Annotated in this window: 23 protein-coding genes; 12 read left to right on the top strand and 11 right to left on the bottom strand. The window is 72.5% G+C overall.

Annotation, left to right across the window (positions count from 1 at the left end; all coding sequences use genetic code 11):
* Nucleotides 1-24: 24 nt before the first annotated feature.
* Nucleotides 25-417: a VOC family protein gene (locus tag HNR57_RS32610; protein WP_175436367.1), complete on the top strand. Its 393-nt coding sequence runs from the start codon at nt 25-27 to the stop codon at nt 415-417.
* A gap of 243 nt (nt 418-660) precedes the next feature.
* Here HNR57_RS32610 and HNR57_RS40410 read toward each other — a convergent pair whose 3' ends face one another.
* The 3 genes from HNR57_RS40410 to HNR57_RS32600 all read right to left on the bottom strand — a co-directional run bounded on the left by HNR57_RS40410 (nt 661) and on the right by HNR57_RS32600 (nt 2225).
* Nucleotides 661-786, bottom strand: coding sequence for a hypothetical protein (locus tag HNR57_RS40410; protein ID WP_281403929.1), 126 nt, complete (start codon nt 784-786; stop codon nt 661-663).
* Between the two features lie 81 nt (nt 787-867).
* Complete coding sequence (locus HNR57_RS32605; RefSeq protein ID WP_184565803.1) at nt 868-1164, bottom strand: DUF4235 domain-containing protein; 297 nt, start codon at nt 1162-1164, stop codon at nt 868-870.
* Between the two features lie 35 nt (nt 1165-1199).
* Nucleotides 1200-2225: a glutathione S-transferase family protein gene (locus HNR57_RS32600; RefSeq protein ID WP_184565801.1), complete on the bottom strand. Its 1026-nt coding sequence runs from the start codon at nt 2223-2225 to the stop codon at nt 1200-1202.
* 139 nt (nt 2226-2364) lie between these two features.
* Between HNR57_RS32600 and HNR57_RS32595 the strand changes: the two genes are divergently transcribed.
* Nucleotides 2365-3285 (top strand): cation diffusion facilitator family transporter, encoded by a 921-nt coding sequence (locus tag HNR57_RS32595; protein ID WP_184566005.1) that lies wholly within the window; start codon nt 2365-2367, stop codon nt 3283-3285.
* An 86-nt stretch (nt 3286-3371) separates the two neighbouring features.
* Here the strand turns inward: HNR57_RS32595 and HNR57_RS32590 are convergent, their stop codons facing one another.
* Together HNR57_RS32590 and HNR57_RS32585 are read right to left on the bottom strand one after the other, a co-directional pair.
* Nucleotides 3372-3821 (bottom strand): nitroreductase family deazaflavin-dependent oxidoreductase, encoded by a 450-nt coding sequence (locus HNR57_RS32590; protein WP_184565799.1) that lies wholly within the window; start codon nt 3819-3821, stop codon nt 3372-3374.
* Nucleotides 3822-3928: 107 nt separating this feature from the next.
* Nucleotides 3929-4561, bottom strand: coding sequence for a LysE family transporter (locus HNR57_RS32585; protein WP_184565797.1), 633 nt, complete (start codon nt 4559-4561; stop codon nt 3929-3931).
* Nucleotides 4562-4911: 350 nt separating this feature from the next.
* Between HNR57_RS32585 and HNR57_RS32580 the strand changes: the two genes are divergently transcribed.
* Together HNR57_RS32580 and HNR57_RS32575 are read left to right on the top strand one after the other, a co-directional pair.
* Nucleotides 4912-6108 (top strand): cytochrome P450, encoded by a 1197-nt coding sequence (locus HNR57_RS32580; RefSeq protein ID WP_184565795.1) that lies wholly within the window; start codon nt 4912-4914, stop codon nt 6106-6108.
* Nucleotides 6109-6121: 13 nt separating this feature from the next.
* On the top strand, nt 6122-6319 hold the full coding sequence (locus tag HNR57_RS32575) for a ferredoxin (RefSeq protein ID WP_184565793.1): 198 nt from the start codon (nt 6122-6124) through the stop codon (nt 6317-6319).
* A gap of 9 nt (nt 6320-6328) precedes the next feature.
* On the opposite strand, the gene HNR57_RS32570 is transcribed toward HNR57_RS32575, so the two are convergent.
* The gene (locus HNR57_RS32570) at nt 6329-6880 is read right to left on the bottom strand and encodes a TetR/AcrR family transcriptional regulator (protein ID WP_184565791.1); all 552 of its coding nucleotides are present in this window, start codon (nt 6878-6880) and stop codon (nt 6329-6331) included.
* A gap of 91 nt (nt 6881-6971) precedes the next feature.
* On the opposite strand from HNR57_RS32570, the gene HNR57_RS32565 reads away from it, so the two are divergent.
* From HNR57_RS32565 to HNR57_RS32555, 3 genes are all read left to right on the top strand, one after another.
* Complete coding sequence (locus tag HNR57_RS32565) at nt 6972-7430, top strand: nuclear transport factor 2 family protein (protein WP_184565789.1); 459 nt, start codon at nt 6972-6974, stop codon at nt 7428-7430.
* Nucleotides 7431-7456: 26 nt separating this feature from the next.
* Nucleotides 7457-7993 carry a flavoprotein gene (locus tag HNR57_RS32560; protein ID WP_184565787.1) on the top strand — a complete coding sequence of 179 codons (537 nt, stop codon included), beginning with the start codon at nt 7457-7459 and terminating at the stop codon, nt 7991-7993.
* 98 nt (nt 7994-8091) lie between these two features.
* The gene (locus HNR57_RS32555) at nt 8092-9060 is read left to right on the top strand and encodes an aldo/keto reductase (RefSeq protein ID WP_184565785.1); all 969 of its coding nucleotides are present in this window, start codon (nt 8092-8094) and stop codon (nt 9058-9060) included.
* 16 nt (nt 9061-9076) lie between these two features.
* Here the strand turns inward: HNR57_RS32555 and HNR57_RS32550 are convergent, their stop codons facing one another.
* Nucleotides 9077-9922, bottom strand: a complete 846-nt coding sequence (locus HNR57_RS32550) for a phytanoyl-CoA dioxygenase family protein (protein WP_184565783.1) — start codon at nt 9920-9922, stop codon at nt 9077-9079.
* Nucleotides 9923-9985: 63 nt separating this feature from the next.
* On the opposite strand from HNR57_RS32550, the gene HNR57_RS32545 reads away from it, so the two are divergent.
* On the top strand, nt 9986-10933 hold the full coding sequence (locus tag HNR57_RS32545; RefSeq protein ID WP_184565781.1) for a helix-turn-helix domain-containing protein: 948 nt from the start codon (nt 9986-9988) through the stop codon (nt 10931-10933).
* Between the two features lie 374 nt (nt 10934-11307).
* Nucleotides 11308-13602 (top strand): ricin-type beta-trefoil lectin domain protein, encoded by a 2295-nt coding sequence (locus HNR57_RS32540; RefSeq protein ID WP_246555162.1) that lies wholly within the window; start codon nt 11308-11310, stop codon nt 13600-13602.
* 12 nt (nt 13603-13614) lie between these two features.
* Here the strand turns inward: HNR57_RS32540 and HNR57_RS32535 are convergent, their stop codons facing one another.
* A complete protein-coding gene (locus HNR57_RS32535; RefSeq protein WP_184566003.1) occupies nt 13615-14874 on the bottom strand; it encodes an arsenic transporter in 1260 nt (419 codons plus the stop codon).
* Between the two features lie 119 nt (nt 14875-14993).
* A complete protein-coding gene (locus tag HNR57_RS32530) occupies nt 14994-17381 on the bottom strand; it encodes a SpoIIE family protein phosphatase (protein ID WP_184565777.1) in 2388 nt (795 codons plus the stop codon).
* Between the two features lie 255 nt (nt 17382-17636).
* Between HNR57_RS32530 and HNR57_RS32525 the strand changes: the two genes are divergently transcribed.
* The 3 genes from HNR57_RS32525 to HNR57_RS32515 all read left to right on the top strand — a co-directional run bounded on the left by HNR57_RS32525 (nt 17637) and on the right by HNR57_RS32515 (nt 23982).
* Nucleotides 17637-20726, top strand: a complete 3090-nt coding sequence (locus HNR57_RS32525; protein WP_184565775.1) for a glycoside hydrolase family 2 TIM barrel-domain containing protein — start codon at nt 17637-17639, stop codon at nt 20724-20726.
* 146 nt (nt 20727-20872) lie between these two features.
* Entirely contained in the window at nt 20873-23116 is a 2244-nt protein-coding gene (locus tag HNR57_RS32520) for a glycoside hydrolase family 9 protein (protein ID WP_184565773.1), read from the top strand.
* A gap of 74 nt (nt 23117-23190) precedes the next feature.
* A complete protein-coding gene (locus HNR57_RS32515) occupies nt 23191-23982 on the top strand; it encodes an alpha/beta fold hydrolase (RefSeq protein WP_184565771.1) in 792 nt (263 codons plus the stop codon).
* On the opposite strand, the gene qcrB is transcribed toward HNR57_RS32515, so the two are convergent.
* On the bottom strand, nt 23973-25457 hold the full coding sequence (gene qcrB / locus HNR57_RS32510; RefSeq protein WP_184565769.1) for a cytochrome bc1 complex cytochrome b subunit: 1485 nt from the start codon (nt 25455-25457) through the stop codon (nt 23973-23975). The two genes, HNR57_RS32515 and qcrB, sit on opposite strands and share 10 nt — an antisense overlap.
* Entirely contained in the window at nt 25454-26383 is a 930-nt protein-coding gene (locus tag HNR57_RS32505) for a sigma-70 family RNA polymerase sigma factor (RefSeq protein WP_184565767.1), read from the bottom strand. Before HNR57_RS32505 ends, qcrB begins: the two co-directional genes overlap by 4 nt.
* Nucleotides 26384-26553 lie beyond the last annotated feature (170 nt).

Genomic DNA, 26553 nt, shown 5'->3' with positions numbered 1-26553 from the left:
CGGCCGGAATCCTGCGGAGGAGACATGGCACTGGTGAAAGCGGGGGTCCTCGTGCTCGACTGCGCCGAGCCCGAGAAGCTCGCCGTGTTCTACAAGGAACTGCTGGAGGGGGAGGAGTCGGACGCCACCGCCAACCGGGTGGAGATCAAGAGCGCCGACGGCTTCCGGATCGCACTGCGCCGGGACGTCAACGCGACCCCGCCCAGCTGGCCGCGCCCCGAGAACTCCCTGCAGGCCCATCTGGAGTTCGTGGTGGACGACCTCGACGCGGTGGAACGCCGCGTCATCAGCCTCGGCGGCCGCCCCCTGGAGGCCAAGGACCCCTCCGGCCCTCTGGAGGAGCGCGGCTACGCCGATCCGGCCGGCCACTCCTTCACCTTGCGCCGCACCGCGCCGACGGCCCCCAAGCAGGGCTGAGCGAGAGGTCCCGCCGGTCGCCGGCAACGGCCGGATCCCGCGTCAGCCCGTGAAGAGCTGGCCGGGGTCACGTGGACGGCCGTGCCGGCGAGGATGCTCAGCAGCGCCTTGCGACGCCACAGGTGCAGGCCGACGGTGACGGCCAGGGCGGCCGGCGGGGCCGCCGCGCGTGGCTGGGTGACGGGAAGGTCGCTCAGGGTCCAGGTGACGGCGGCGGTGACTAGGGCCGCGACCCCGGCGTACTCAGGCATGAGCGGGCTTTTTCACGTCGGCCAGGCGCCGTACCAGCAGACCGGCGGTGAACAAGGCGAACGCGGCCAGGAGCAGCTGGTGCGGGAAGACCAGGCGGTGCTGCGCCTCGAATCGCACCTCACCATGTAGACGATCAAGGCGAACGGCGGAGCGCGGCCCGGCCCCGCCCGGCGGCCGCCGGGCGGGGCCGGGCGGCGGTCAGTCCCGGCCGCCCTTCTCGCCGACCGGCCAGGTGCCGGTCGAGCGCTCGATGGCCTTGGCGCCCGCGCGGTCCACGGCGCTGCGCACCACGGCGAAGATCGCGCCCTGGATCGCGGCGGCCAGCAGGACCTCGCCCCAGCCGCGGTCCTTGTCCAGAGCGTCGGGCGCGTCCTCCTCGTGCCGGATCGCCATCCACGTCTTACGGAAGGCGAGCCCGGACAGCCAGCCGCCCGACCAGCCGAGCACGAACCCCAGGGGCTTGTACGCGAGGGACAACTTCTTCTTCTTTGCCACGGGAACTCCTGGATGTCTGAGGTGGGTGAAGGTGGTCAGGGGGTGTGCGCCGCCGGTATCCGCTCCCCGGCACGGACCGGCCCGGGCGGTGTGCCGTCACCGAACGGCCGGCCGCCCAGCTCCTCGCGGTGGTGCGGCGTCAGCCAGCCGGACAGGTCCGGGCCCAGGGGGACGACGCGGGTCGGGTTGATGCCGGTGTGCACCTGGTAGTAGTGGCGCTTGATGTGGTCGAAGTCGACGGTGTCGCCGAACCCGGGCGTCTGGTACAGGTCGCGGACGTACGCCCACAGCACCTGGTTCTCCGTCAGCTTCCAGCGGTTGCACTTGAAGTGGCCGTGGTAGACGGCGTCGAAACGCACCAGCGTGGTGAACAGCCGGATGTCCGCCTCGGTGATCGTTTCCCCGACGAGGTAGCGCTGCCGTTCCAGCCGCTCCGCGAGCAGCTCCAGCCGGCGGAACACACCCGTGCAGGCGGCCTCGTACTCCTCCTGCCCGGTGGCGAACCCCGCCCGGTAGACGCCGTTGTTGACGTCCTCGTAGACGTCCGCCATCACCTCGTCGATCTCGTCGCGCAGCGCGTCCGGATACAGGTCGGGCGCGCCCTCCCGGTGCAGGGCCGTCCACTCGGTCGCGAGGTCGAGGGTGAGCTGCTGGTAGTCGTTGGTCACCAGCCGGCCGCTGGGCACGTCCACGAGCGCCGGCACACTGACACCACCCGGATAGTCCGACTCCCGGCGGTCGTACGCCTCACTCAGGAAGCGGATGCCGAGGACCGGGTCGCGGCCGTCTTCGTCCAGCGTGAAGCGCCAGCTGCGGTCGTCCTGGATCGGGTCGGCCACGGCCAGGGACAGCGAGTCCTCCAGGCCGAGCAGCCGACGGGAGACCAGCGACCTGCTCGCCCAGGGGCAGGCACGGCTGACGACCAGGCGGTAGCGGCCGGCCTCCACGGGCCAGCCGTCCCGGCCGTCCGCGGTGACCCGGTCCGCGAAATGCGCCTTGGACCGTTTGAACGCCCTCCTTCCGTAGCCGGTGTTGCCGTCGTCGCCGTCGTCGCGGCTCATGGGAACGACCTCCTTGCCGTACGTGGGCCCTGGTGAACGCGTTCCCCGTTTTCCGCCGACGGCACGGTGTGAGTACCCCCGACCGGGGCAATCGGCGTGGGTGACTGATGAAGGAAGTGATCACAAGACACGCGTCACCGTGCTGGTGGCGCTCGCGGCCAATCTGGTGATCGCGGTGGCCAAGGCCATCGGCGGCCTGGCGGCGGGATCACCCGCCCTGCTGTCCGAGGCGGCCCATTCGGTGGCCGACAGCCTGAACGAGGTGTTCCTGCTCGCGGCGCTGCGCCGCAGCCGCCGCCCCGCCGACCGGCGTCATCCCTTCGGCTACGGCAAGGAGCGGTTCTTCTGGTCGCTCCTCGCGGCCGTCGGGATCTTCGTCATGGGCGGCTGCTTCTCCTTCTTCCAGGGCTTCGAGGCCCTGACGAGCGGTGCGGAGGAGGAACTCGGCGGCTATGTGGCCGGCCTGATCGTGCTCGGAATCGCCCTCCTCGCGGAGGGCGGTTCACTGTTGCGGGCGCTGTACCAGGTGCGCCGGCAGGGCGGCACGGGCGCCGGGCTGCGCGATCCGGCCCTGCGGACGGTCGTCGCCGAGGACGGCACCGCGGTGCTCGGCGTCACCCTGGCCATCGCGGGCATGGCGCTGCACATGGTCACCGGCCAGGTGGTGTGGGAGGCCTCGGCCTCGCTCGCGATCGGCGCGCTGCTGGTCTACGTGGCCTTCCGGCTGGGCCGCGAAGCCCGGGACCAACTGATCGGCGAGGCGGCCGACCCGGAGACGAGCGGGCGGATCCGGGAGCTGCTGCGGGCACAGCCCGAGATCGACAGTGTGGAAGCGCTGTTCACGATGAAGACCGGACTGGACACGGCTCTGGTGGCGGCCCGCGTCGACCTGGTGCCCGGCCTGGACAGCGAGCGGGTGGAGGAGGTCGCCGTCCGCATCAAGCGATCCATAGCCCGGACCGTGCCCGAGGCCGACCAGATCTTCCTCGACGTGACCGACCGCCTTGCCCGGGAGGCAGCGGAAAGCCCCGCCGCGACGGGGGAGCGCGGCGGGGCCTGAACCTCGCGTGCCCCGTCGCGGCCGGTTCACACCCACGGGGCGGAAAGTTTTTCCCCGGCTGCCCGTGGCGGGCAGCCGGGGAGGCCTCAGCCGCCCTCGGACGGCTCCAGGACGAACACCGGTATCTCCCGGTCCGTCTTCTTCTGGTAGTCGGCGTACGCCGGGTACGCCGCGACGGCCCGTTCCCACCAGGCGGCCTTCTCCTCGCCCGTGACCTCACGGGCGGTCATGTCCTGCTTCACCGGCCCGTCCTGGAGCTCCACGTGCGGGTCGGCCAGGATGTTGAAGTACCAGACGGGGTGCTGGGGCGCCCCGCCGAGGGAGGCCACCGCGGCGTAACGCCCCTCGTGCTCGACCCGCATGACCGGCGTCTTGCGCAGCTTGCCGCTCCTGGCGCCGCGTGAGGTCAGGACGACGACCGGCATGTTCGAGCCCTGCAGCGTCGTCCCCTCCGTGCCGCCGGAGCTCTCGTACAGTTCCACCTGCTTGCGCACCCACTGCGTCGGGCTGGGTTCGTACTCGCCTTCCAGAGGCATGGCATCCGTCCCATCGTCGCGTCCGCGGCTCATCGCCACCCGTCTTCAACACCCGTGCCCCCGGGAATCATCCGCATCCCGCAGGATCCGGCCGGGAGCGCCGGACCTCACCCCGGGGCGAGCGCCATCCGCACGGCCAGGGCCGTCATCACCCCGCTCGCGACCAGTGCCGTCGCCAGCCGTCCCTGATGGCCGGTCAGCGCCCGGCCCAGCAGTGCTCCGCTCCCGGCCAGCAGTACCTGCCAGCTCGCGGAGGCGGCGAAGGCGGCCAGCACGAAGACGCCCTGCTCCAGAGGGCCGGCCGGGCCGGTGGCCTGGGAACCGAGCACGAGGGCCGCGAAGTAGACGACGGTGGTGGGGTTCAGCAGGGTGATGCCCAGCAGGCTCAGGAAGGCCCGGGTGGGACTCGGGGGAGCGGGAGCGGTGCGGGTCGCGAGCCGGTGGCCCCGGTACTCGCGCACGGCGGTGGCGGCGCCCCATGCCGCCAGCGCGAGCAGCACCAGCACGCAGACCCACCGCAGCGGCCCGAGCACCGGCCGCAGCGCGGACGCCAGGGCGGTCCCTCCGAGCGTGGCCGCGAGGGCGTAGAGCCCGTCGGCGGTGGCGACGCCGAGCGCGGCGCACACACCGGTGCGCAGGGAGGTGCGGGCGGTGAGGGAGACGAGGTAGGTCCCGACGGCGCCCACGGGGACGGCGATGCCGTACCCGGCGAGCAGCCCCGCGACGAGCGCGGCGGTCATGACCGCGGCGGCGTCGGTCCTCCCCGGCGGCCGGACTGCTGCTGTCGGCGCCCGGCAGGGGCGGCGACGGACAGCGGCGGGAGAACGGTGAACGTAGGCATGGCCGGATCCTGGGGCCTGCCCCGCCGGACCGGCAACCGGTTTTCGGATCGGGCCTCGCCGCACCCCTGCCCGGGCCAGGACGCCTGCCCCGTGACAGGGGCTCCGATCCCCGGTACTCGAACAGGAAGACGGCATTCCCCGGCCATCCTGGCGCCGTCGATGACATGGCCGAACTTCGCGTCGCCTCATAGGTGCCTGGGGCATCTAATGAAGATCGGCACGACGCACTACTCGTCTGCGAGGTCTTCATGACGGACACGACCGCACCCGTCGCCTTCCCCCAGAGCAGGACCTGCCCCTACCACCCGCCCGCCGCCTACGACGCGCTGCGCACCGAACGCCCCCTGACCCGCATCACCCTCTTCGACGGTCGCGAGGCCTGGCTGGTCAGCGGGCACGCCGCCGCCCGCGCGCTGCTGGCCGATCCGCGTCTGTCGTCCAACCGCGACCGGCCCGGTTTCCCCGCTCCCAGCCGGCGCTTCGCCGGCATCCGCAACCGCAGAACGGCCCTGCTGGGCGTCGACGACCCCGAGCACCGCGCCCAGCGGCGGATGGTCGTCGGGGACTTCACCCTCAAGCGTGCCGTCGAACTCCGGCCGCGCATCCAGCAGATCGTGGACGAACGGCTCGACGCGATGATCGCCGAGGGACCCGTCGCGGACCTGGTGAGCGCCTTCGCGCTGCCCGTGCCGTCCATGGTGATCTGCGCCCTGCTCGGCGTCCCGTACGCCGACCACGACTTCTTCGAGGCCCAGTCGCGACGGCTGCTGCGCGGCCCGGAGACCGCCGACGTACTCGACGCCCGCGACCGGCTGGAGACGTACTTCGGCGAGCTGATCGACCGCAAACAGCGCGACCCCGGCACCGGCCTGCTCGACGACCTGGTCCACCGGCAGCTGCGCGAGGGCGTCCTCGACCGTGAGGGCCTGATCGCCATGGCCCTCATCCTGCTGGTCGCGGGCCACGAGACGACCGCCAACATGATCTCGCTCGGCACCTTCACCCTGCTCCAGCATCCCGAGCGGCTCGCGGAGCTGCGTGCGGACCCGGGACTGCTGCCGGCCGCGGTCGAGGAGCTGATGCGGATGCTGTCGATCGCGGACGGCATGCTGCGTCTCGCCGTCGAGGACATCGAGGTGGCGGGGACGACGATCCGTCAGGGCGACGGGGTGGTCTTCGCGACCTCCGTCATCAACCGTGACGAGACGGTCTACCCCGAGCCGGACACGCTCGACTGGAGCCGCCCGGCCCGGCACCACGTCGCGTTCGGCTTCGGCATCCACCAGTGCCTCGGCCAGAACCTCGCCCGGGCCGAGCTGGAGATCGCCCTGCACAGCCTCTTCGACCGGCTGCCCACCCTGCGCCTGGCCGCTCCCGCCGAGGAGATCCCCTTCAAGCCGGGCGACACGATCCAGGGGATGCTGGAACTCCCCGTGACCTGGTAAGAGGCCCCCGCACATGCACATCGACATCGACCAGGACGTCTGCATCGGCGCCGGCCAGTGCGCCCTGACCGCCCCGGACGTGTTCACCCAGGACGACGACGGCTACAGCGCCCTCCTGCCCGGCGGGGAGGACAGCGGCAGCCCGCTGCTGCGGGAGGCGGCCCGCGCCTGCCCGGTCGGCGCCATCACCGTGTCCGAGACGGTGAGCTGACACCGGAGCTCACCCGGTGTCCAGGAGCCGCCGGGCCGCCTCGCGCGCCTCGGCCGCGGGCTCGGCGCTCCCGGTCACGCCCGCCGTGACCATGGCGCCCTCGGCCAGCAGGAACAGCTGCCCGGCCAGCGCGCCGGGCAGCCCCGCCGCCGCCACGAGCGAGGCCAGGTACTCCCGGAACGCCCGCTTGTGCGAGCGTACTTGGGCGGCCACACGCTCCGAGGTGGCCCCCAGCTCGCCGTACGCGTTGAGCCACGCGCAGCCGCGGAAGCCCGGCTCGCCGAACCACGCGCCGAGCCAGTCGAACACGGCGAGGATCCGCTCCTCCGGCTCCTCGCGGCCCTCGACGTACGCGGCCAGCTGCCCCCGCCAGCGCGCGTCCCGCCGCTCCAGATAGGCCTCCACCAGTTGCTCCTTCGCCGGGAACAGCTGGTAGAGCCGCTTGAGGGAGACCCCGGAGGTGCCGCGGACGTCGTCCATGCCGACGGACTGCACACCCCGTCCGTAGAACAGTTCCTCGGCGGCGTCCAGCGCCCGCTCCCGGGCCACTGCGCTGTCCATCCACGACCCTCCTTGACGCGAGAACGAGCGTTCTCCTACGGTAGCAGCCCGGTGGAGAACGCCCGTTCTCCCTCGTCGTCAGGGAGGATCCATGACCGACCGGCCGCCGCTGCCGCCCTACACCCGCGAGACCGCCGCTCAGAAGGTGCAGGCCGCCGAGGACGCCTGGAACACCCGCGACCCGCACCGGGTCGCGCTCGCCTACTCGGAGCACTCCGTCTGGCGCAACCGCGACACCTTCGTCACCGGCCGCGCCGAGATCGCCGGGTTCCTGACCCGCAAATGGGAGCGCGAGCGGGAGTACGCCCTGCGCAAGGACCTCTGGGCCTTCGACGGCAACCGCATCGCCGTCCGCTTCCAGTACGAGTGCCGGGACACCGACGGGCAGTGGTGGCGCTCCTACGGAAACGAACTGTGGGAGTTCGACGAGCACGGCCTGATGACCCGCCGCGAGGCCAGCATCAACGACGTGCGGATCGAGGAGAAGGAGCGCCGCATCCACGGCCCCCGGCCGGAGCCGGAGCGCGGAGACACGTTCCCCGTCCGCTGAGTCCGGGCGGCGCTAGGGTTTCCCGGATGACCGAACAGGCCGCCCGCACCCGCTTCCTCTACGTCGTCGTCTGCGCCGCCGGCATCGCCGCCGACGTCGGCGAACTGATCACCGCCGCACAGGAACGGGACTGGGAGGTGGGCGTCATCGCGACGCCCGTCGCCATGAACGGCTTCTTCGACACCGCCGCCGTCGAGGCCCGGACCGGCCGCCCGATCCGGTCCGCCTGGCGAACCCCCGGCGAACCGCGCCCCTTTCCGGCACCCGATGCCGTGGTGGTCGCGCCCGCCACCTTCAACACCGTCAACAAGTGGGCGGCCGGCATAGCCGACACCCTCGCCCTGGGCACCCTCTGCGAGGTCGCGGGACTCGGCGTGCCGATCGCCGTCCTGCCCTGTGTGGCCGACGCGCTGGCGGCCCACCCCGCCTACCGGGACAGCCTCGAACGGCTGCGCGGGATGGGCGTCCGGTTCGGCGATCCGTACGCCGGAGAGCCCGGTGAGGGCGGCGGGCGGCCGGAGTTCGCGTGGGAACGGGCCCTGGACCTGGTCGAGCACGGCTGACGGTCACCGGCAGCAGGCGCCCCGCCTTCCCGTGCCTTCGAGCGCACACCAGCACGTACGCTCCCCATGGAACCCTCCCGAAGGCAGGAGCAGCAACGATGCAGTACGTGAAGCTCGGTTCGACGGGCCTGGACGTCTCGCGGATCTGTCTGGGGTGCATGACCTACGGTGTCCCCGACCGCGGCACGCACGAGTGGACCCTCGACGAGGAGGCATCGCGCCCGCTGATCCGGCAGGCCGTCGAAGCGGGCGTCACCTTCTTCGACACGGCGAACGTCTACTCCGACGGCACCAGCGAGGAGATCGTCGGCCGGGCGCTGCGCGACTTCGCCCGCCGCGACGAGATCGTCCTCGCGACGAAGGTGCACGGCCGGATGCGCCCCGGACCGAACGGCGGCGGACTGTCCCGCAAGGCGATCATGACCGAGCTCGACCGGAGCCTCACCCGCCTCGGCACCGACTACGTCGACCTGTACCAGATCCACCGCTTCGACCCGCACACCCCCGTCGAGGAGACGATGGAGGCCCTGCACGACGTCGTCAAGGCGGGCAAGGTCCGCTACATCGGGGCGAGTTCGATGTACGCCTGGCAGTTCTCCAAGATGCAGTACACCGCGCGGCTGAACGGCTGGACGCGCTTCGTCTCCATGCAGAACCACTACAACCTGATCTACCGCGAGGAGGAGCGCGAGATGCTGCCCCTGTGCGCGGACCAGGGCGTGGGTGTCCTGCCCTGGAGCCCGCTCGCCCGCGGCCGCCTCACCCGGGACTGGGACACCACGACCGAGCGCAGCGCCACCGACACCTTCGGCAGCACCCTGTACCAGGAGGGCGACCGCACCATCGTCGAGGCGGTCACCCGCATCGCCGGTGAGCGGGGCGTCCCCCGCGCGCAGGTCGCCCTCGCCTGGCTCCTCCACCAGCCCACGGTGACCGCCCCGATCGTCGGCGCCTCCAGGCCCGGCCATCTTCAGGACGCGGCGGCCGCCGTGGAGATCCGGCTGAGCGACAAGGAGCTGGAGGAGCTGGAGCGCCCCTACGGCCCCCATCCCATCGCCGGGCACTGAGCGTGCGTCTCGCGGTTCAGTGGGGGCCCTGCGGCGCGAACTCCGTGCCGCAGGGCCCCGCCCCCTCGCTCTCCGCCAGCTCCACCCTGGCCCCGCTCATCGCCAGCGTCCGGTAGTACCGCCCGATCCGCTCCGCCGACCGCCCCACGTAGTGCCCGATGAACGACCGCCGGAACCGCTCCGCCGCCCGGTTCGGCTGCGACCCGTGCACCAGGCTCCCGTTGAAGAACAGGACGTCCCCCGGCGCCATGTCCACCGGCACCGGCGCGAGCCCCGGCGGCGGCGGAACGAACTCCCGGGCGAAGGACACGTCCGAGTCGGCCGGCTCCGGGCAGAACAGGTCCATGCGATGCGTGCCCGGCACGACCTCCAGCCCGCCGTTCTCCCGGTCGATCACGTCGCAGGCCACCCACGCCGCCACACACGTGCCCGGCTCCACCCGGAGATAGAAGTTGTCCTGGTGCAGCGCCTGCCCCCGGGCCCCAGGCGGCTTGAAGTAGAACATGCTCTGCGCGGCCAGCACCTCCTCGCCGAGGAGCGCCTCCAGCACCGTCCGCAGCCGGGCGTCCAGCAGGACCTCACGCGCGAGGCCGTTGATCTCGTGCGGGTGCATCACCCGGGGCCAGACGTGCAGGGGATCGGCGCCCGGCACGTCCGCCGCCGCGCGCGGCTCGAAATGGCCCGGAACCGGACCGGCCGCCCGCAGTGCCGCGAACTCGCCGCACAGCCGGTCGATCTCGCCGGCCCCGAAGAGCCCGCGCACCACCGTGAAACCGTCCTCCTCGAAGCCCGCCCGGTATCGCCGCAGCCCGGCAGGGTCCAGGATGGAAGCCCCGGCGGCGCCGTTGTCCGTGACTGTCATGAACGCACTCCTCGGTCAGGTGTCCTCGGTTCAAAACGCTAGGCCTCGTAGCCGTCCAGGAGGATGCCCGTGCGTGCTGACGAATTGCCCGCCGCTGCTGGGCACGGGAGGACCGGCGACTCCGGGGACACCGGCGATCCCGCCCCGCCGCCCGGGCTGGTGGTGCTCGGCCACTTCGACCAGAGCCCCGGCTACGCCGTCAGCCGGCCGCACGGCTCGGCGAGCTGGCTGTTCACCTGGACCACCGGAGGCCGGGGACGGCTGTGGCAGGGCGGCGCGCGGACCTCCGCCGGCGCGGGCCGGCTGGTCGTGCTCGCCCCGGGCGTCCCGCACGGCTACGCCGTCGAGTCCGGCGCCCGGCACTGGCGGTTCTGGTGGGCGCACTGCCAGGCCCGCCCGTCCTGGACCGCGTGGCTGCGGCCGTACGCCGCCGGGGACGGGATGTACGTCGTCACCTCCGCCCCGGCCGGGGTGCACGGACGTGTCGAGACGGCGTTCCGGCGGATGCACGCCGACGCCCGCTGGACCGGCACCGAGGCGCCGCCCGGCGCGTCACCTCATGACGGGCAGGTCGCCGTGGCGCACGGCAGCGCGGCCCGCGAACTGGCCCTGTGCGCACTGGAGGAGATCGTCCTCCTCACCACCGCCGGTGCCCGGCCCGCGGAGCCCCGGCCCGGTCTCGACGCACGGATCCGCCGCGCCCAGGAGCTGATCGACGCCGACCCGGGCGCCCCGCACACCGTCCGTTCGCTCGCCGGGGGCGTCGCGCTGTCACCGTCCCGCTTCGCCCATCTGTTCAGCCGGCAGGTCGGGCAGTCGCCCATGCGTGCCCTGCGCGAGGCGCGGCTGCGCCACGCCGCCCGGCTGCTGGAGAGCACCGACCTGCCGGTGGAACGCGTCGCCGCCGCCTCGGGCTTCGCCAGCCCGTTCCACTTCAACCGCGCCTTCCGTGAGCGCTACGGGTCCCCGCCCGGCGCCTACCGCATGAGGCGCGGTGAACCGCCCGCCTGAGGACCGCTATTGGTTCCCGGACAGCTTGTGAGAGACACCCGCTCAGGAGGCGGCCGGCGGTGTGAGCTGCTGTGCGGGCGGTGGCTCAATGGTTTCCGAGGGGCCTCGGGCCTCGGTAAAATGCGCGTCTCCAAAGGGGGCAGACACCACGGAAATGCCTTTCACTGTGCTGATTGACATCTTGTCAAAAGGCCCTGGCGGCGCACGCAATGCACGAAACCGGAAGATCCCTTGTTCCCTGTCGCTGACCTGTGCAAAGGTGTGCCCTGTCGGCGTGCCCACATCACGCCTTTCTTTCGTATGCGCGAGGCCGACGTGCCGGCATACCCCTTGGTATGGACTTTATCCCGCATGTCCTTGAGAGGAATGCAGCATTGAAAGACGCAGGCCCGTCGAATTCCCCGGCCCCGGCCCGCGGGTTCGGCGCGACGGACGAGCAACTGAGCGCGGAGCTCAGGAAGTGGACCGGGGCGACACCCGCGCTCCACCCCGTCGGCGAACTGCTGGACCGGCACTGGGAGGCGGCCTTCGGCTACGCCCGGCTGTGCACCGACGGCCCCCGCTCGGCGGGCATGCTCACCACCGCGGCCTTCACCCGGCTCTTCGGCGAAACCCTCCGCCAGAACGGCCCGACCTCCGCATGGCGGTCCCACCTGCTCGTCACCGTTCGGCGCATCGCGGCCGAGTGGGCCGGTGACCACAGACTCGACATGCTCCACCCGGAGCTGCTCACCGGCACCGGCGAGGGCGAGCGGCCCGCCTCCCGGCTGCTGCCCTCGCAGCGGCGGCGCCTGCTGTCCGGGGCCTTCCAGCGGCTGCCCCAGTCCGCCCGCTGCCTGCTGTGGCACGTCGAGGTCGAGGCCGAACCCCTCACCTCCCCGGCCGGGTTGCTCGGCCTGGACGAGGAGGGCGCGCGCGTCGAACTGGGCCGGGCCCGGGACCGGCTGCGCGAGGAATGCCTCCAGCTGCACCGCGAACTCGCCCCCGACGAGGAGTGCCGGCGCTACCTGCGCCTGCTCGACGTGACCTACCGGCGAGGAGGACTCACCCTCGACCCGGATCTACGCGCGCATATCGAGGGCTGCGGGCACTGCAGCGCCGCCGCCGACCAGCTCGACCAGTTCAACCACGGCCTCGGCGCCGCCCTCGCGGAGGCGGTGCTGGGCTGGGGCGGGAGGGCGTACGCGGAGAGCCGGGCGAACGAGGCGGGGGAGAGCACCGGGGGCGGGCGTCCCACCGAGCGCGGGCGACCCGGGGGAGCGGCCGGTGCGGCCACCGCCGCGACCCCGGCCGCCGCGGCACGTGAACTGTTCCCGGACCCGGTCGCCCTGGCGCGCGAGGTCTTCCCGGACCCGGCCGGCATGGCGTACGAGATCATTCCGGACCCGGTCCGGGCGGCCCGTGAGCCTTCCCACGAGCCGGTCCGTGAGGAGCGTGACGTCTTTCCGGATCCGGTTCGGCCGGTGCGTGAGCCTCTTGCCGGGCCGGCCGGCGGGGAGCGCGGGACCTTCCCGGACCCGGTCGCCCTCACCGGCACCGTCGGGGAGTCGTTCACCGCTCCGGGCGGCCCGGCGGCCGCGCCGCCCCCTCCCGCGGCGGACGGAGCGGGCGCACCCCCGGACAGAGCCCACCCTCCGGGCACGGCCTACGAGGGCCTGTCCGTACCGCCGCCCGTCACCGCACCTCCGGGCCCCCGCCCCGAAGGCCCCCGCACCGCAGCGCGAAGATCCGCCGACAGAACGGCCCGCCGTGCCGCCCGGCGGCGCAACCTCACCGTGGGCATCCTGACGGTCAGCGGCCTCGTCGTCCTGCCGCTGGTCCTGTGGTCCACCGGCAACTCCGGTGACGGCGCACCGGCCGGTGCCGACCGGCCGGCCGGGGAAGCACCCGACCCCGACGCCGGCGGGGCGACCACCGACCCGTCCTCGGCCGGGGCGGACGACGCCGGAAAGGGCACCCTGCGCGGGCGGCTGCACAACGTCGCCTCGGGCCTGTGCGTGGGCATCGACGGCGAGAAGGCCGTCGAGGGCGGCGAAGCGGAACTCACGGCCTGCTCCGCGGACGCCGCCCAGCAGTGGACCTACGAGACCGACGGACTGCTGCGCAACGGTGCCGCCCCCGACCTGTGCCTGGACTCGCGGCTGGGCTACTCGGTGCGGCTGGCCCCGTGCGCGGGCCCGTCCCGGCCGGACCCGAAGCACATCCGCTACGACTTCACCCTGCAGGGCGCCCTGGTGCCCCGCTCGGACCAGGACCTCGCGCTGGCCCCGGCCGCGACCAACGGCTCGGGAGCCCTGGTCCTCAAGGCCCGGACGGACGACGAGGCCCAGCGCTGGGTGATCGACACCTCCAAGGCCGACCTCCGGATGAAGGCCGTCAACTGGAACGCGGCCGCTCCGGCCCCGCGTCCCACGCCCACGCCGACCCCCACCCCGTCGAAGACGCCCGAGCCCGGACCGACGCCGTCCGCGACCTCCCCGGCCCCGCGGCCGGCGCCGAGCAGCCCGGCCGCCACCGACTCGCCCTGCGACCGCTACGGCTACTACTGCGACGCGGACGGCCGGTACGGCAACCCGGGCTACGGCTACCCCGGCTACGGATACGGCCCTGGCTACGGCGGCTACGGATACGGCTACGGCTACGGCTACGGCGGAGACGGCCGCCGCTGACCGGGCGTGCGCTCAGGTCCCGACCACGGTCAGGGACAGCCACAGGGCCACCACGGCCGGCACCAGCGCGGCCGGCACGGCGAGCAGTCCGAGCCGTGTGAACTCCCCGAGCCCCAGCCGGTGCCCGTGCTGCTGCACGATCCGCCGCCACAGCAGGGTCGCCAGCGATCCGGCGTAGGTCAGGTTGGGGCCGATGTTCACGCCGAGCAGCACCGCCAGCACGGCGCCCGGACCGGCCCCGGCGGTCAGGGGCAGCAGCACCAGCACCGCGGGCAGGTTGTTGATGAGGTTGGCCAGGACGGCGGCCAGCGCGGCCACGCCCAGCAGCGTGAGCAGGCCTGCTCCGTCGGGCAGCACACGCCGCAGCGCGTCGGCGAGCCCATGGTCGACGACCGCGCGCACCACGACACCGAGCGCGAGCACGAACGCGAGGAAGGCCGGGGACGCGGACCGCACCACCGTCAGCGGCGTCGCCCGCCGCCGGAGCAGCGCCCGCACCGCCAGCACCAGCGCACCGGCCGTCGCGGCCCAGGCCGGTTCGATCCCCACGGCGGAGGCCACCACGAACCCCGCGAGCGTGCAGCCGACCGTGACGAGGGCGAACATCGGCAGCGGCTCGGGACGCGGCGCGGGATCGGGGGAGGGGAGGGGCGCCGCGAGTTCGTCGTCGAAGAAGCGCCGGAACACCAGGTACTCGGCGGCGATCGCGACCAGCCAGGGCAGTGCCATCAGCGCCGCGAAGCGGGTGAAGCTCAGCCCGCTCGCGGTGAAGGCCAGCAGATTGGTCAGGTTGGAGACCGGCAGCAGCAGCGAGGCGGTGTTCGACAGATGCGCGCACGCGTACAGGTGCGGCCGGGCCCGGACGCCCATGCGGGTGGCGGTGGCGAGCACCACCGGAGTCAGCAGGACGACGGTGGCGTCCAGGCTGAGCACCGCCGTGACGACGGACGCCAGCGCGAACACCGCCGTGAGCAGCCGGGTGGGGCGGCCCGCGGCCCAGCGGGCCATCCACGCCCCGCACGCCGTGAACAGCCCTTCGACGTCACAGAAGTGGGCGAGTACCAGCACGGCCGCGAGGAATCCGACCACCGGCCCCAGCCGCTGGACCTCCTCCCAGGCGTGCTCCGGCGAGATCAGGCCGAAGGCGATGGCGAGCCCCGCGGCCGGCACCGCGAGCACGGCCTCGGGCAGACCCTTCGGCCGGGCGACGGCCCAGACCAGCACGGCGGCCAGCAGCGTCACGGACAGGACTTCGGCGAGCGGGGTGTTCAGGGCGGGGTCCTCCGGGACGCGATCTGGTCGTGCCCGCACATGAAACCAGGCCCGGGTAAGAACGCCTCGGCGGCCCCGACGTCCCGGCCGGGGCGGCCGTCACCGGCTCGGCAGCGCGCTCAGATCTCGTCGCCGAGCAGGGCCAGCTCCGACCAGATCGTCTTGCCCTCGGCGGTGTGCCTGCTGCCCCAGCGCTGGGTGAGCTGGGCGACCAGGAGCAGACCGCGGCCGCCCTCGTCCCAGGTCTTGGCCCGGCGCAGGTGCGGAGCCGTGTGGTTGGTGTCCGACACCTCGCAGATCAGGGTGGCCGCGTCGTGGATCAGCCGCAGCCGGATGGGAGGGGCGCCGTAGCGGATGGCGTTGGTGACCAGTTCGCTCACGACCAGCTCGGCGGTGAACGTGGCCTCGGCCAGTCCCCAGCGTTCGAGCTGGTCGACCACCTGCTTGCGGATGGGGGCCACCAGCGCCGGGTCGGCGGGGATGTCCCAGGTGGCGACCTGGGCGGACGGCAGCCCACGGGTGCGGGCCAGGAGCAGGGCCACGTCGTCACTGGAGCCGCCCGGTGGGAGCAGGCTCTGCAGCACGCGGTCGCAGGTCTCGTCCAGGGAGTCGGAAGGCGCCGACAGGGCCTCGCGGAGCATCCGGCCGCTCGCGTCGACGTCCCGCTCGCGGCTCGCCAGCAGCCCGTCCGTGTGGAACGCCAGGACGCTGCCCTCGCGCAGTTCCACCTCGGCCGACTCGAACGGCAGCCCTCCGACACCCAGCGGGGGACCCGAGGGCAGGTCGAGCTGCCGGGCCGGGCCGTCCGGCGGTACCAGCAGGGGCAGCGGATGCCCCGCCCGGGCCAGGCTGCAGCGCCGTGACACCGGGTCGTACACCGCGTAGAGGCAGGTCGCGCCCACCTCTCCGGTGCCGTGGTCCCCGCCGGACTCCTGGGACAGCCGGACGACCAGGTCGTCGAGGTGGGTGAGCAGTTCGTCGGGGGCCAGGTCGATGTCGGCGAGGGTGCGCACGGCGGTGCGCAGCCGGCCCATGGTGGCCGAGGCCTGGATGCCGTGGCCGACGACGTCGCCGACGACCATGGCGACCCGCATCCCGGACAGCGGGATCACGTCGAACCAGTCGCCGCCCACGCCGGAGCGGGTGGCCGGCAGATAGCGGGATGCCGCCTCCACCGCGGCGGTGTGCGGCAGCGTGCGGGGCAGCAGGCTGCGCTGCAGGGTGAGGGTGGTCTCGCGCTCGCGGGAGTAGCGGCTCGCGTTGTCGATGCAGACGGCGGCCCGGGCCGTGACCTCCTCGGCCAGCAGCACGTCGTCGTCGTTGAACGGCTCGGGGCGCCGGAAGCGGGTGAAGACCGCCACGCCGAGGGTCGTGCCCCTGGCCTGGAGCGGGACGGACATCGTGGTGTGGATGCCGTACTCGTGGACCCGCTGGAAGCGCACCGGGTCCCAGGCGAGCCACCGCTCCAGGTCGCCGGACGAGCGCGAGGCCACGATCGTGTGCCCCGCGACCAGCGAGGCGGACTGCGGGGAGTTCTCCGGGTAGACGTCGACCTGCCCGGGCTTGACGACGGCTTCGGGGCTGCCCCGGTTGACCGACTGGTGGGCGGCCCGGCGCAAGTGCACCGGCGGAGCCGTCGGCCCGGGAGCCTCGCCGCCCTGCTCCCGCGCCTCCAGGAGGTCGACGCTGACGAAGTCGGCGAGCGCGGGGACGCACACGTCCGCCAGCTCCTGGGCCGTATTCGTGACGTCGAGGGTGGTGCCGATGCGCACGCTCGCCTCGTTGACCAGCTGAAGCCGCTCCCGTGACCGGTACTGGTCGGAGAAGTCGTGGGCGGTCACGCACACGCCGCGCACCTGACCGGTCCCGTCGGTGAGCGGCGCCATCCTGGCCAGCCAGGCGTGCGCTGCCCGGCTCTCGCCGGTCGCCTTCATGTACGTCTGCATGTCCTGCCGCCGGCCGGTGCCCAGCACCCGGCGCAGGTTCTCTTCCAGCTCGGAGTTCTGCGGCCGGCTGCCGATGTCGGTGGGCTTCAGGCCCAGCATCCGCCCGGCGGGCAGTCCCAGGAGGTCCGCCATGGCCTCGTTGACGCCGCGCAGCCGCAGCCGCTCGTCGAAGATCATCGTGGCGCAGGGCGACTGCGTCAGAGCCAGACGCACCAGCGGGTCGTCCGGCAGTCCGGAGCCGGTGGCCGCCGGCGGGGACACCGCGAGCCACTCGGTCGGCTCCGGTCCGTCGGGCGGTCTGCGATGGGCGAGCACCCAGACGGACACGGGGTGGCCGTCGCGGTGGCGCAGGGTGAGGGTGCCGCTCCAGCGGGAGTCGTCCCGCACGGACGGCGGGTCCGCGCCGTCGGCCAGCAGAGCGGCGGCCGGGCGGCCCACGACCTCGGCGGCCGTGTGGCCCAGCAGCCGGCGGGCGCCCTCGCTCCACTCGGTGAGCGTGCCGTCGACGGCGATGACGGCACGGGCGGCCACGCCATCGTCGAACACCTCGTCCGGGCTCATCGTCGCGACTCCAAACGGACACTCACAGTGATCAGGGAAGTCGGTTGAGTTCCAGCGTAGTCCGTTGGTGCCCGGCGTGGCCCCGTAACCCCCGTGCCGCCCGCCGGCCGGAGGCGAGGCGCAAACCGGCCGAAGTGGTCCCTGAGGCAGAAGGACGCTTCCGCACCCTTGACGGCCACGTGTGACGCATCGACAGAATCTGTTTGTTCGCGATCAGTTGTGAGTGCTTCTGGGTTTTCATGAGGGAGAGCCGCCATGTCGGTCACGCGCAGATCGGTCCTGCTCGCCTCCGCGGCCACACCCGCGGCCGGAGCGCTGCTCGGCGCCCCGGAGGCGTGGGCCGCGGGGGAGGCGCGCGGCACGTCCGGCCGCCGGACCGTCGCACTGCGCGACGGCTGGCGCTTCGCCCTGGTGAACCCGGGCGGCATCACCGACCCGACCGGCGCCTACGCCGACGCCCACCTGCCCGGCCACGACGACTCCGGATGGCGCGAGATCGCCGTCCCGCACGACTGGAGCATCGAGCAGACCCCCACGACCGAGCACGGCACCACCAGCGGCACCGGCTTCCTGCCCGGAGGCCTCGGCTGGTACCGCCTGGCCTTCACCCTCCCGCCCGCCCTCGCCGGCCAGCGCGTCTCGGTGGAGTTCGACGGCGTCTACATGGACTCCACCGTCTACTGCAACGGCAAGGAGGCCGGCCGCCACCCCTACGGCTACACCGGCTTCGCCCTCGACCTCACCGACCTGGTGCACACCGACGGCAGCACCGAGAACGTGATCGCCGTCCAGGTCCGGAACCGGCTCCCCAGCAGCCGCTGGTACTCGGGCAGCGGCATCTACCGCGAGGCCCGCCTGGTGATCACCGAGCCGGTGCACGTCGCCCGCTGGGGCACCCGCGTCACCACGCCCGCCATCTCCGCCGAGCGAGCCGTCGTACGGGTCGCCACCTCCGTCGTCAACGCCTCGGGGGCGGACGCGGACGTCGAGGTCGTCTCCCGGATCGTCGACCGCAGGGGCCGGACGGTCGCCCGTACCTCCTCCGCCGCGGCCGTCACCGGTGAGCGGACCGAGACCCAGGAACTCACCGTCCGGCACCCCGAGCTGTGGGACTTCGCGACCCCGCACCGCTACACCCTGCACACCGAACTGCGCGTCGGCGGCAGAACCACCGACACCTACCGCACGGTCTTCGGCCTGCGCACCTTCCGCTTCGACCCGGACGAGGGCTTCTTCCTCAACGGCATCCACCACAAGATCAAGGGCGTCGACCTCCATCACGACCTGGGCGCACTCGGCGCCGCCGTCAGCATCGACGCCGTCCGCCGGCAGCTGGAGATCATGCGGTCCATGGGCGTCAACGCCCTGCGCACCTCCCACAACCCGCCCGCGCCCGAGGTGATCCAGGTCTGCGAGGAGCTGGGCATCGTCATGCTGGTGGAGGCGTTCGACTGCTGGCGCACCGGCAAGAACCGGTACGACTACGGCCGCTTCTTCGACGAGTGGTGCGAGAAGGACGTCACCGAGATGGTGCTGGCGGCCCGCAACTCACCCGCGGTGCTGAGCTGGTCCATCGGCAACGAGGTCCCCGACTCCACCTCCACCGCAGGCCTGGCCATGGCCGACCGGATCATCGGGGCGATCAGGGCCGCCGACGACACCCGCCCGCTGGTCATCGGCTCCGACAAGTACCGCCGCCTGCCGGCCAAGGGCTCCGCGGCCGACCTCATGCTGGCCAAGCTGGACGGCCTGGGCCTCAACTACAACACCGCCAAGTCGGTGGACCAGCTGCACGCGGCCTACCCGCACCTGTTCCTCTTCGAGTCCGAGTCCTCCTCGGAGACCTCCACCCGCGGCGCCTACCAGGAACCAGAGCGCCTCAACACCGGCGAGAACCACACCCCGGGCCGGCGCGCGACCTCCTCCTACGACAACAACCTCGCCTCCTGGACGATGAGCGGCGAGTACGGCCACAAGAAGGACCGGGACCGCAAGTGGTTCGCCGGGCAGTTCCTCTGGTCGGGCATCGACTACATCGGCGAACCCACGCCCTACGACGTCTTCCCGGTCAAGGCGTCCTTCTTCGGCGCGGTCGACACTGCGGGCTTCCCGAAGGACATGTACCACCTGTTCCGGAGCCAGTGGGTCAGCGAGCCGATGGTCCACCTGCTGCCCATGACCTGGAACCACGCCAAGGGCGACACGGTCGAGGTCTGGGCGTACGCGAACGCCGAGACCGTCGAGCTGTACCTCAACGGAAAGTCCCTCGGGGTACGGCGGTTCGACACCAAGAAGACCGTCGACGGCCGCACGTACCTGGAGACGACCGAGGTGACCGGCGACGACAAGACCTTCACCGACGGCCCCTACCCCGGCAGCTACACCAGCCCGAACGGCAGCGCCGGCAAGCTCCACCTCACCTGGCGGGTGCCCTTCGAGCCGGGCGAGCTGAAGGCCGTGGCACGGCAGGGCGGAAAGGTGGTGGCCACCGACGTGCTGCGCACCGCGGGAGCGCCGCACGCGATACGCCTCACCGCGGACCGCGCGTCCCTCGCCGCGGACGGCCGTTCCCTGGTCTTCGTGACGGCCGAGGTCGTCGACCGGCGCGGTGTGGTGGTGCCCGACGCGGAGCACCTGCTCTCCTTCCAGGTGGCGGGCGGCTCCCTCGCCGGGCTCGACAACGGCCGCCAGGAGAGCGCCGAGCGCTACCAGGCGAGCACCCGGACCGCCTTCCACGGCAAGGCCCTGGCCATCGTCCGGTCCGGCACGAAGGCCGGCGCGGTGAAGGTGACCGCCCGCGCCGAGGGGCTGCGCACCGGCACGGTGACCGTACGCGCCACCCCGGCCGAGGACCGGGCCGATACGGCCCCGCCCGCCTTCCGGCCGGAGCATCCGGCTCCCCTGAACTACCCGCACGCGGACGCCAGTTACTCCGGCCGCCCGGACACCCTGCCCGTCGCCATGCTCGACGGCGATCCGGCCACCGGCTGGTCCAACGGCTTCTTCAAGCAGGCCACGCCCTTGCTGCCGGCCTTCGACGGGGCGCGGGTCGAGGACTGGGTCTCGGTCGACCACGGGCGCACCCGCGCCTTCGACCGGGTGGACGTCTTCTTCACGGTGGACGCCGCGCACAGCCTGCCCGCGGCCATCGAGGTGGCGGTCTGGGACGGCCGCGGGTGGCAGGTCGTGCGGGACACCGGGATCGGCTGGGCCACCGCCTCCGACGCTCCCACCGCGATCACCTTCAAGCCCGTCCGCGGCTCCCGGATCCGGCTCACCCTGACGAGCCGCCACCCCGGCGAGGCGCGCGGCGCGATGCGCGTCAGCCGGCTGGACACCCACTAGGCCGCACCGGTCCGGACGGGCCGTGAACAGCCAGTCCCGTCCGGACCGTTGACGGCGCGTCACATCAGCCACAACCATGGCCTGCGTCCGCATCTGGGAGCGCTCCCACGCCGAGCGCCACCCGCACCTCCCAGAGGAGCCCAGACGTGAAACGACGCAGAACCGCACTGCTGTCCCTGACCGCCCTGCTGGCGACCGCCCTCACCGCGCTGCCCTCGGCGCCGGCCGGGGCCGAGGAGGTCGAGCAGGTCAGGAACGGCACCTTCGACACCACCACCGACCCCTGGTGGACGACCAGCAACGTCACCGCGGGCCTGTCCGACGGCCGGCTCTGCGCCGACGTCCCGGGCGGCACCACCAACCGCTGGGACGCCGCCGTCGGGCAGAACGACATCACCCTCGTGAAGGGGGAGTCGTACCGCTTCTCGTTCAGCGCGACCGGGACACCCGCCGGGCACGTGGTGCGGGCGATCGTGGGCCTGTCGGTGTCGCCGTACGACACCTACCACGAGGTGACACCGCAGCTCAGCGTCTCCGGCGACACCTACTCCTACACTTTCACCTCGCCCGTCGACACCGCTCAGGGGCAGGTCGGCTTCCAGCTCGGCGGCAGCGCGGACGCCTGGCGCTTCTGCATGGACGACGTCTCCCTGCTGGGCGGGGTGACCCCCGAGCCGTACGAGCCCGACACCGGGCCCCGGGTCCGCGTGAACCAGGTCGGCTACCTGCCGGCCGGCCCGAAGAACGCCACCCTGGTCACCGACGCCACGGCGAAGCTGCCCTGGCAGCTCAAGAACTCCGCCGGGACGGTGGTCGCCCGGGGAACGACCCTGCCGCGCGGCCTCGACGCCTCCTCCGGGCAGAACGTCCACTCGATCGACTTCGGCACGTTCCGCACCAAGGGCGCGGGCTTCACACTCGTCGCCGACGGCGAGACCAGCCGCCCCTTCGACATCGACGCGAAGGCCTACGAGCGGCTCCGGCTGGACTCGGCGAAGTACTACTACACGCAGCGCAGCGGCCTCGCGATACGCGACGACCTGCGGCCCGGCTACGGCCGCCCGGCCGGTCACGTGGGCGTGGCACCCAACAAGGGCGACACTTCGGTGCCCTGCCAGCCCGGCGTGTGCGACTACACCCTCGACGCCAGCGGCGGCTGGTACGACGCGGGCGATCACGGCAAGTACGTCGTCAACGGCGGCATCTCCACCTGGGAGCTGCTGAGCACCTACGAACGCGCCCGGCACGCCCGCACCGGGCGGGCGGACAAGCTCGGGGACGGCACGCTCGCCATCCCGGAGAGCGGCAACAAGGTCCCGGACATCCTCGACGAGGCCCGCTGGGAGCTGGAGTTCCTGCTGAAGATGCAGGTGCCCGACGGCAAACCGCTGGCCGGCATGGCCCACCACAAGATGCACGACGAGCAGTGGACCGGCCTGCCGCTGATGCCCCACGACGATCCGCAGAAGCGTGAACTGCACCCGCCCTCCACCGCCGCCACCCTCAACCTGGCCGCCACGGCGGCGCAGGCCGCCCGGATGTACCGCTCCTACGACAAGCCCTTCGCAGCCAAGGCACTGGCTGCCGCACGCAAGGCCTGGGCGGCGGCGCTGGCCCACCCCGGCCGCCTCGCCTCCGAGAGCGACGGCATCGGCGGCGGCGCCTACGCCGACAGCGACGTCACCGACGACTTCTACTGGGCGGCCGCCGAGCTGTACCTCTCGACCGGGGAGAAGCGGTTCGAGGAGTACGTCCTGAAGTCCCCGGTGCACACGGCCGACCTCTTCAAGCCCATCGGCTTCGACTGGGCCCGCACCGGGGCCGCGGGCCGGCTCGACCTCGCCACGGTGCCGAGCAGGCTCCCCGGCCGGGACGCCGTACGCCAGTCCGTCGTCAAGGGCGCCGACCGCTACCTGGCCACCCTCAGGGCGCACCCGTACGGCATGCCGTACGCGCCGGACGGCAACACCTACGACTGGGGCTCCAGCCACCAGGTGCTCAACAACGCGGTCGTCCTCGCCGCCGCGTACGACATCACCGGCGCCTCGAAGTACCGGGACGGCGCGCTGCAGAGCATGGACTACATCCTGGGCCGCAACGCGCTGAACATCTCCTACGTCACCGGCTACGGCGAGGTCAGCGCGCAGAACCAGCACAGCCGCTGGTACGCCCGCCAGCTCGATCCCGCCCAGCCCAGCCCGCCGAAGGGCACTCTCGCGGGCGGGCCGAACTCGAGCATCCAGGACCCCTACGCACAGAGCAAACTCCAGGGCTGCGTCGGCCAGTTCTGCTACATCGACGACATCCAGTCCTGGTCGACCAACGAGCACACGATCAACTGGAACGCCGCCCTGACCCGCATGGCCTCCTTCGTGGCGGACCAGGGATAGGAGGGGGGAGCGCGCCGCGTGCCGGAGGCGTCCGCCGACAGGACGCCCCCGGCACGCGCGCGTAGCCTGGTGTCATGCCAGCGGTGCGGGTCGACGGCATCGAGGTCGCGTACGACCGGGTGGGCCAGGGCCCGCCCCTCGTGCTCGCGCACGGCGCCACGACGGACGCCCGGCTCTTCCGTGACCAGGCCGGGGATCTGGCCGACGAGTTCACCGTCGTCGCCTGGGACGAACCGGGAGCCGGCCGCTCCTCCGACGTACCGCTCTCCTTCACCCTGGCCGACTACGCCCGCTGCCTGGCGGCCGTCATCGAGGACGTGGACCTCGGCCCGGCCCATGTCCTCGGCCTGTCCTGGGGCGGGACCGTCGTGCTGGAGCTCTACCGGCACCACGCCGAGCTCGTGCGGACGCTGCTCCTCGCCGACACCTACGCCGGCTGGAAGGGCTCGCTGCCCGCGGCGGACGTGCGGGCCCGGGTCGAGGGCGCGGAACGGATGCTCGCGGTCCCGGCCGAGGTGTTCGCCCCGACCATGCCGGGCCTCTTCGCCGGGCAGCCGTCCGCCGAAGCCGTACGCCTGCTGTCGGTGATGTCGGCCGACACCCGGGCCCGGAGCGTGCGGACCCAGCTCACCGTGATGGCCGAGGCCGACCAGCGCGATCTGCTGCCGAAGATCGAGGTGCCGACGCTGCTGCTGTGGGGGGAGCTCGACGCGCGCTCACCCGTGGAGACCGTCGCCCGCCAGTTCCTCGAAGCGGTCCCGCGGGCCACGCTGATCGTCCTCCCCGGCGTCGGGCACCTCAGCAACATCGAGGCGCCGGAGCCGTTCAACCGGACCGTCCGGGAGTTCTGCCGCGCTCACTCCTGACCCGGCCCGGCGACGGCCCGGCGCGGATCGTGCCCGACGGGCTCCCCGGGCCGTTCATGCGCGGTCAGGGTGTGCAGCCGGGCCCGGTCCAGCGGCTCGTGCACCTCGACGTACTCGCCGTGCGGCAGCCGTTTGATCACGCCGGTCGCCCGGCCGTGCCGCACCAGCTCCTCGTCGCTCAGCCGCAGCCCCAGGCAGACGCGCCGGGTGACGGTGAAGACGGCCGCCGGGACGACGAACACGGCGATCCGCACCGCCCACGTCACCGTGTTGATCGACAGGTGCAGGCGGGTCGCCACGATGTCGTTGCCGCCGCCCGCCAGGAGCACGAGGTAGAGGCTGATCCAGGCCGCCCCGATCGCCGTGCGGACCGGACGGTTGCGCGGCCGGTCCAGCAGATGGTGCTCGTGCCGGTCGCCGGTGAACCGGGCCTCCAGGAACGGGTACACGCCGATGAAGACCAGCAGCAGCGGGAACACCACGATCGGTATCAGCACACCCAGCACCAGCGTGTGCCCCCACAGCGTGATCTCCCAGCCGGGCATGATCCGCACCAGGCCCTCGGCGAAGCCGAGATACCAGTCGGGCTGGGCGCCCGTGGACACCTGGTCGGCGCGGTACGGCCCGTACGACCACACCGGGTTGATCGTGGTTACCGCCGCCATCAGCGCGAGCACCCCGAACACCAGGAAGAAGAAGCCGCCCGCCTTCGCCAGGTACACCGGCATGAACGGTGAGCCCACGACATTGCGCTCGGTGCGCCCGGGCCCGGCGAACTGGGTGTGCTTGTGGTACACGACCAGCAGCAGGTGGACCACGATCAGCGCCGCCATGACCCCGGGGATCAGCAGCACGTGCAGGGCGTAGAAGCGGGCCACGATGTCATGGCCGGGGAACTCGCCGCCGAACAGGAACATCGCCAGGTACGTCCCCACGATCGGCACCGACAGCAGCGCGCCGTGCACGAACCTCAGGCCCGTGCCCGACAGCAGGTCGTCCGGCAGCGAGTAGCCGAACAGGCCCTCGAAGAGACCGAGGAAGAGCAGCAGCCAGCCGAACAGCCAGTTGACCTCGCGCGGTTTGCGGAACGAGCCGGTGAAGAAGTGCCGCATCATGTGCGTCAGCATCCCGGCGACGAAGACCAGCGCCGCCCAGTGGTGCAGCTGCCGGATCAGCAGCCCGCCGCGCACGTCGAAGCTGATGTCCAGCGTGGACGCGTACGCCTCGGACATCCGCACCCCGTTCAGCGGGACGTAACTCCCCTGGTAGGTCACCTCGTTCATCGACGGGTGGAAGAACAGCGTCAGATACACGCCGGTCAGGACCAGCACCACGAAGCTGTACAGGCAGATCTCGCCCAGCAGGAACGACCAGTGGTCGGGGAACACCTTGCGCAGGTACTTCCTGCCCAGCGTGCGGGTGCCGAGCCGCCCGTCGAACCAGTCGGCGAGGCGCTCGCCGCGACCGGCGCTCACGCCGCCGCCCCGGACAGGTGGGCGAGCTTGTCCGGATTGGCCACCACATAGATGCCGCGCACCCGGTCGCCCTCCGGGGTGAGGTCCAGGACCAGCACGGCGAACGGCGCGTCGCCGTCGAACAGCACCGCCGCGTCGTCGCCGTTGACGCGCCGGTAGCGCCACACGGGACGGTCCGGGCCGCCGCGGCCGGACGTGAGCAGACGGGTCACCTTGTCCCGGCCGTGCACCGGGCGCAGGCTCGCCCGCCGGCGCTTGCCGCCGGCGTCCGTCCACGCCGTGACGTCCGGTGCGAGGACTTCCATCAGCTCGGCGATGTCCCCGCCGAGCGCCGCCTGTACGAACCGCTCGGTCGCCTCCCGCCGCACCCGCGGATGCGCCTCGTACCGCGGCCGCCGCGCGTGCACGTGCTCCCGGGCCCGGTGCGCCAACTGCCGTACGGCGGCGGGGGAGCGGTCGATGATCTCCGCGATCTCGGCATGCGGGTAGCCGAAGACCTCGCCCAGCACGAACACCGCCCTTTCCAGCGGTGTCAGCGACTCCAGGACCACCAGCATCGCCAGCGACACCGACTCCGAACGCAGGGCCGGGTCCTCGGCGGTTCCGGTGTCGTCGGCGACCAGCGGCTCGGGCAGCCACGGGCCCACGTACGTCTCCCGGCGGCGGCTGATCACGGCACGGCGGCGCAGCGCGTGGTTGACGGCCACCCGGACGAGATAGGCGCGCGGGTTGTCGACACCGGCCAGGGGAGCGCCGCCGCCGCGGGCCGTCCAGGAGAGCCAGGTCTCCTGCAGGACGTCCTCGGTGTCGGCGACACTGCCGAGCATGTTGTAGACGACGCCGAACAGCAGCTCACGATGGTCGACGAACACCCCGGTCGCCGCGTCGAGCGGGGTGTCGGTGCCGGGTACGGAGCTCTCGGTCATGCGGGGGCCTCCTCTGGCGCGCTCACCACTGCGAGCCGGACAGGGCCCCGGAATGTGACATCGCACGGCCCGATGTGACTCACATCTCACGCCGGTCATCACCTCGGTACCTTCAGGCGGATGCCCTGACCTGGGGGTATTTACGAGTCAGTACCCGAGCGGTACCGTGA

The sequence above is a fragment of the Streptomyces paradoxus genome (assembly GCF_014202475.1).
Taxonomy (GTDB): Bacteria; Actinomycetota; Actinomycetes; order Streptomycetales; family Streptomycetaceae; genus Streptomyces; species Streptomyces paradoxus.
Note: the sequence above shows the minus strand (reverse complement) of the source record. Positions and strands in the feature narration are given on the sequence as shown.

Bases quoted from the DNA above. Each gene is read 5' to 3' on its own strand.
- HNR57_RS32515 (WP_184565771.1), top strand. From the start codon at position 23,191: ATGCCAGCGGTGCGGGTCGACGGCATCGAGGTCGCGTACGACCGGGTG.
- HNR57_RS32530 (WP_184565777.1), bottom strand. From the start codon at position 17,381: ATGAGCCCGGACGAGGTGTTCGACGATGGCGTGGCCGCCCGTGCCGTC.
- HNR57_RS32550 (WP_184565783.1), bottom strand. From the start codon at position 9,922: ATGACAGTCACGGACAACGGCGCCGCCGGGGCTTCCATCCTGGACCCT.
- HNR57_RS32570 (WP_184565791.1), bottom strand. From the start codon at position 6,880: ATGGACAGCGCAGTGGCCCGGGAGCGGGCGCTGGACGCCGCCGAGGAA.
- HNR57_RS32505 (WP_184565767.1), bottom strand. From the start codon at position 26,383: ATGACCGAGAGCTCCGTACCCGGCACCGACACCCCGCTCGACGCGGCG.
- HNR57_RS32525 (WP_184565775.1), top strand. From the start codon at position 17,637: ATGTCGGTCACGCGCAGATCGGTCCTGCTCGCCTCCGCGGCCACACCC.
- HNR57_RS32545 (WP_184565781.1), top strand. From the start codon at position 9,986: ATGCCCGTGCGTGCTGACGAATTGCCCGCCGCTGCTGGGCACGGGAGG.
- HNR57_RS32575 (WP_184565793.1), top strand. From the start codon at position 6,122: ATGCACATCGACATCGACCAGGACGTCTGCATCGGCGCCGGCCAGTGC.
- HNR57_RS32585 (WP_184565797.1), bottom strand. From the start codon at position 4,561: ATGACCGCCGCGCTCGTCGCGGGGCTGCTCGCCGGGTACGGCATCGCC.
- HNR57_RS32580 (WP_184565795.1), top strand. From the start codon at position 4,912: ATGACGGACACGACCGCACCCGTCGCCTTCCCCCAGAGCAGGACCTGC.
- HNR57_RS32565 (WP_184565789.1), top strand. From the start codon at position 6,972: ATGACCGACCGGCCGCCGCTGCCGCCCTACACCCGCGAGACCGCCGCT.
- HNR57_RS32560 (WP_184565787.1), top strand. From the start codon at position 7,457: ATGACCGAACAGGCCGCCCGCACCCGCTTCCTCTACGTCGTCGTCTGC.
- HNR57_RS32600 (WP_184565801.1), bottom strand. From the start codon at position 2,225: ATGAGCCGCGACGACGGCGACGACGGCAACACCGGCTACGGAAGGAGG.
- HNR57_RS32590 (WP_184565799.1), bottom strand. From the start codon at position 3,821: ATGCCTCTGGAAGGCGAGTACGAACCCAGCCCGACGCAGTGGGTGCGC.
- HNR57_RS32555 (WP_184565785.1), top strand. From the start codon at position 8,092: ATGCAGTACGTGAAGCTCGGTTCGACGGGCCTGGACGTCTCGCGGATC.
- HNR57_RS32610 (WP_175436367.1), top strand. From the start codon at position 25: ATGGCACTGGTGAAAGCGGGGGTCCTCGTGCTCGACTGCGCCGAGCCC.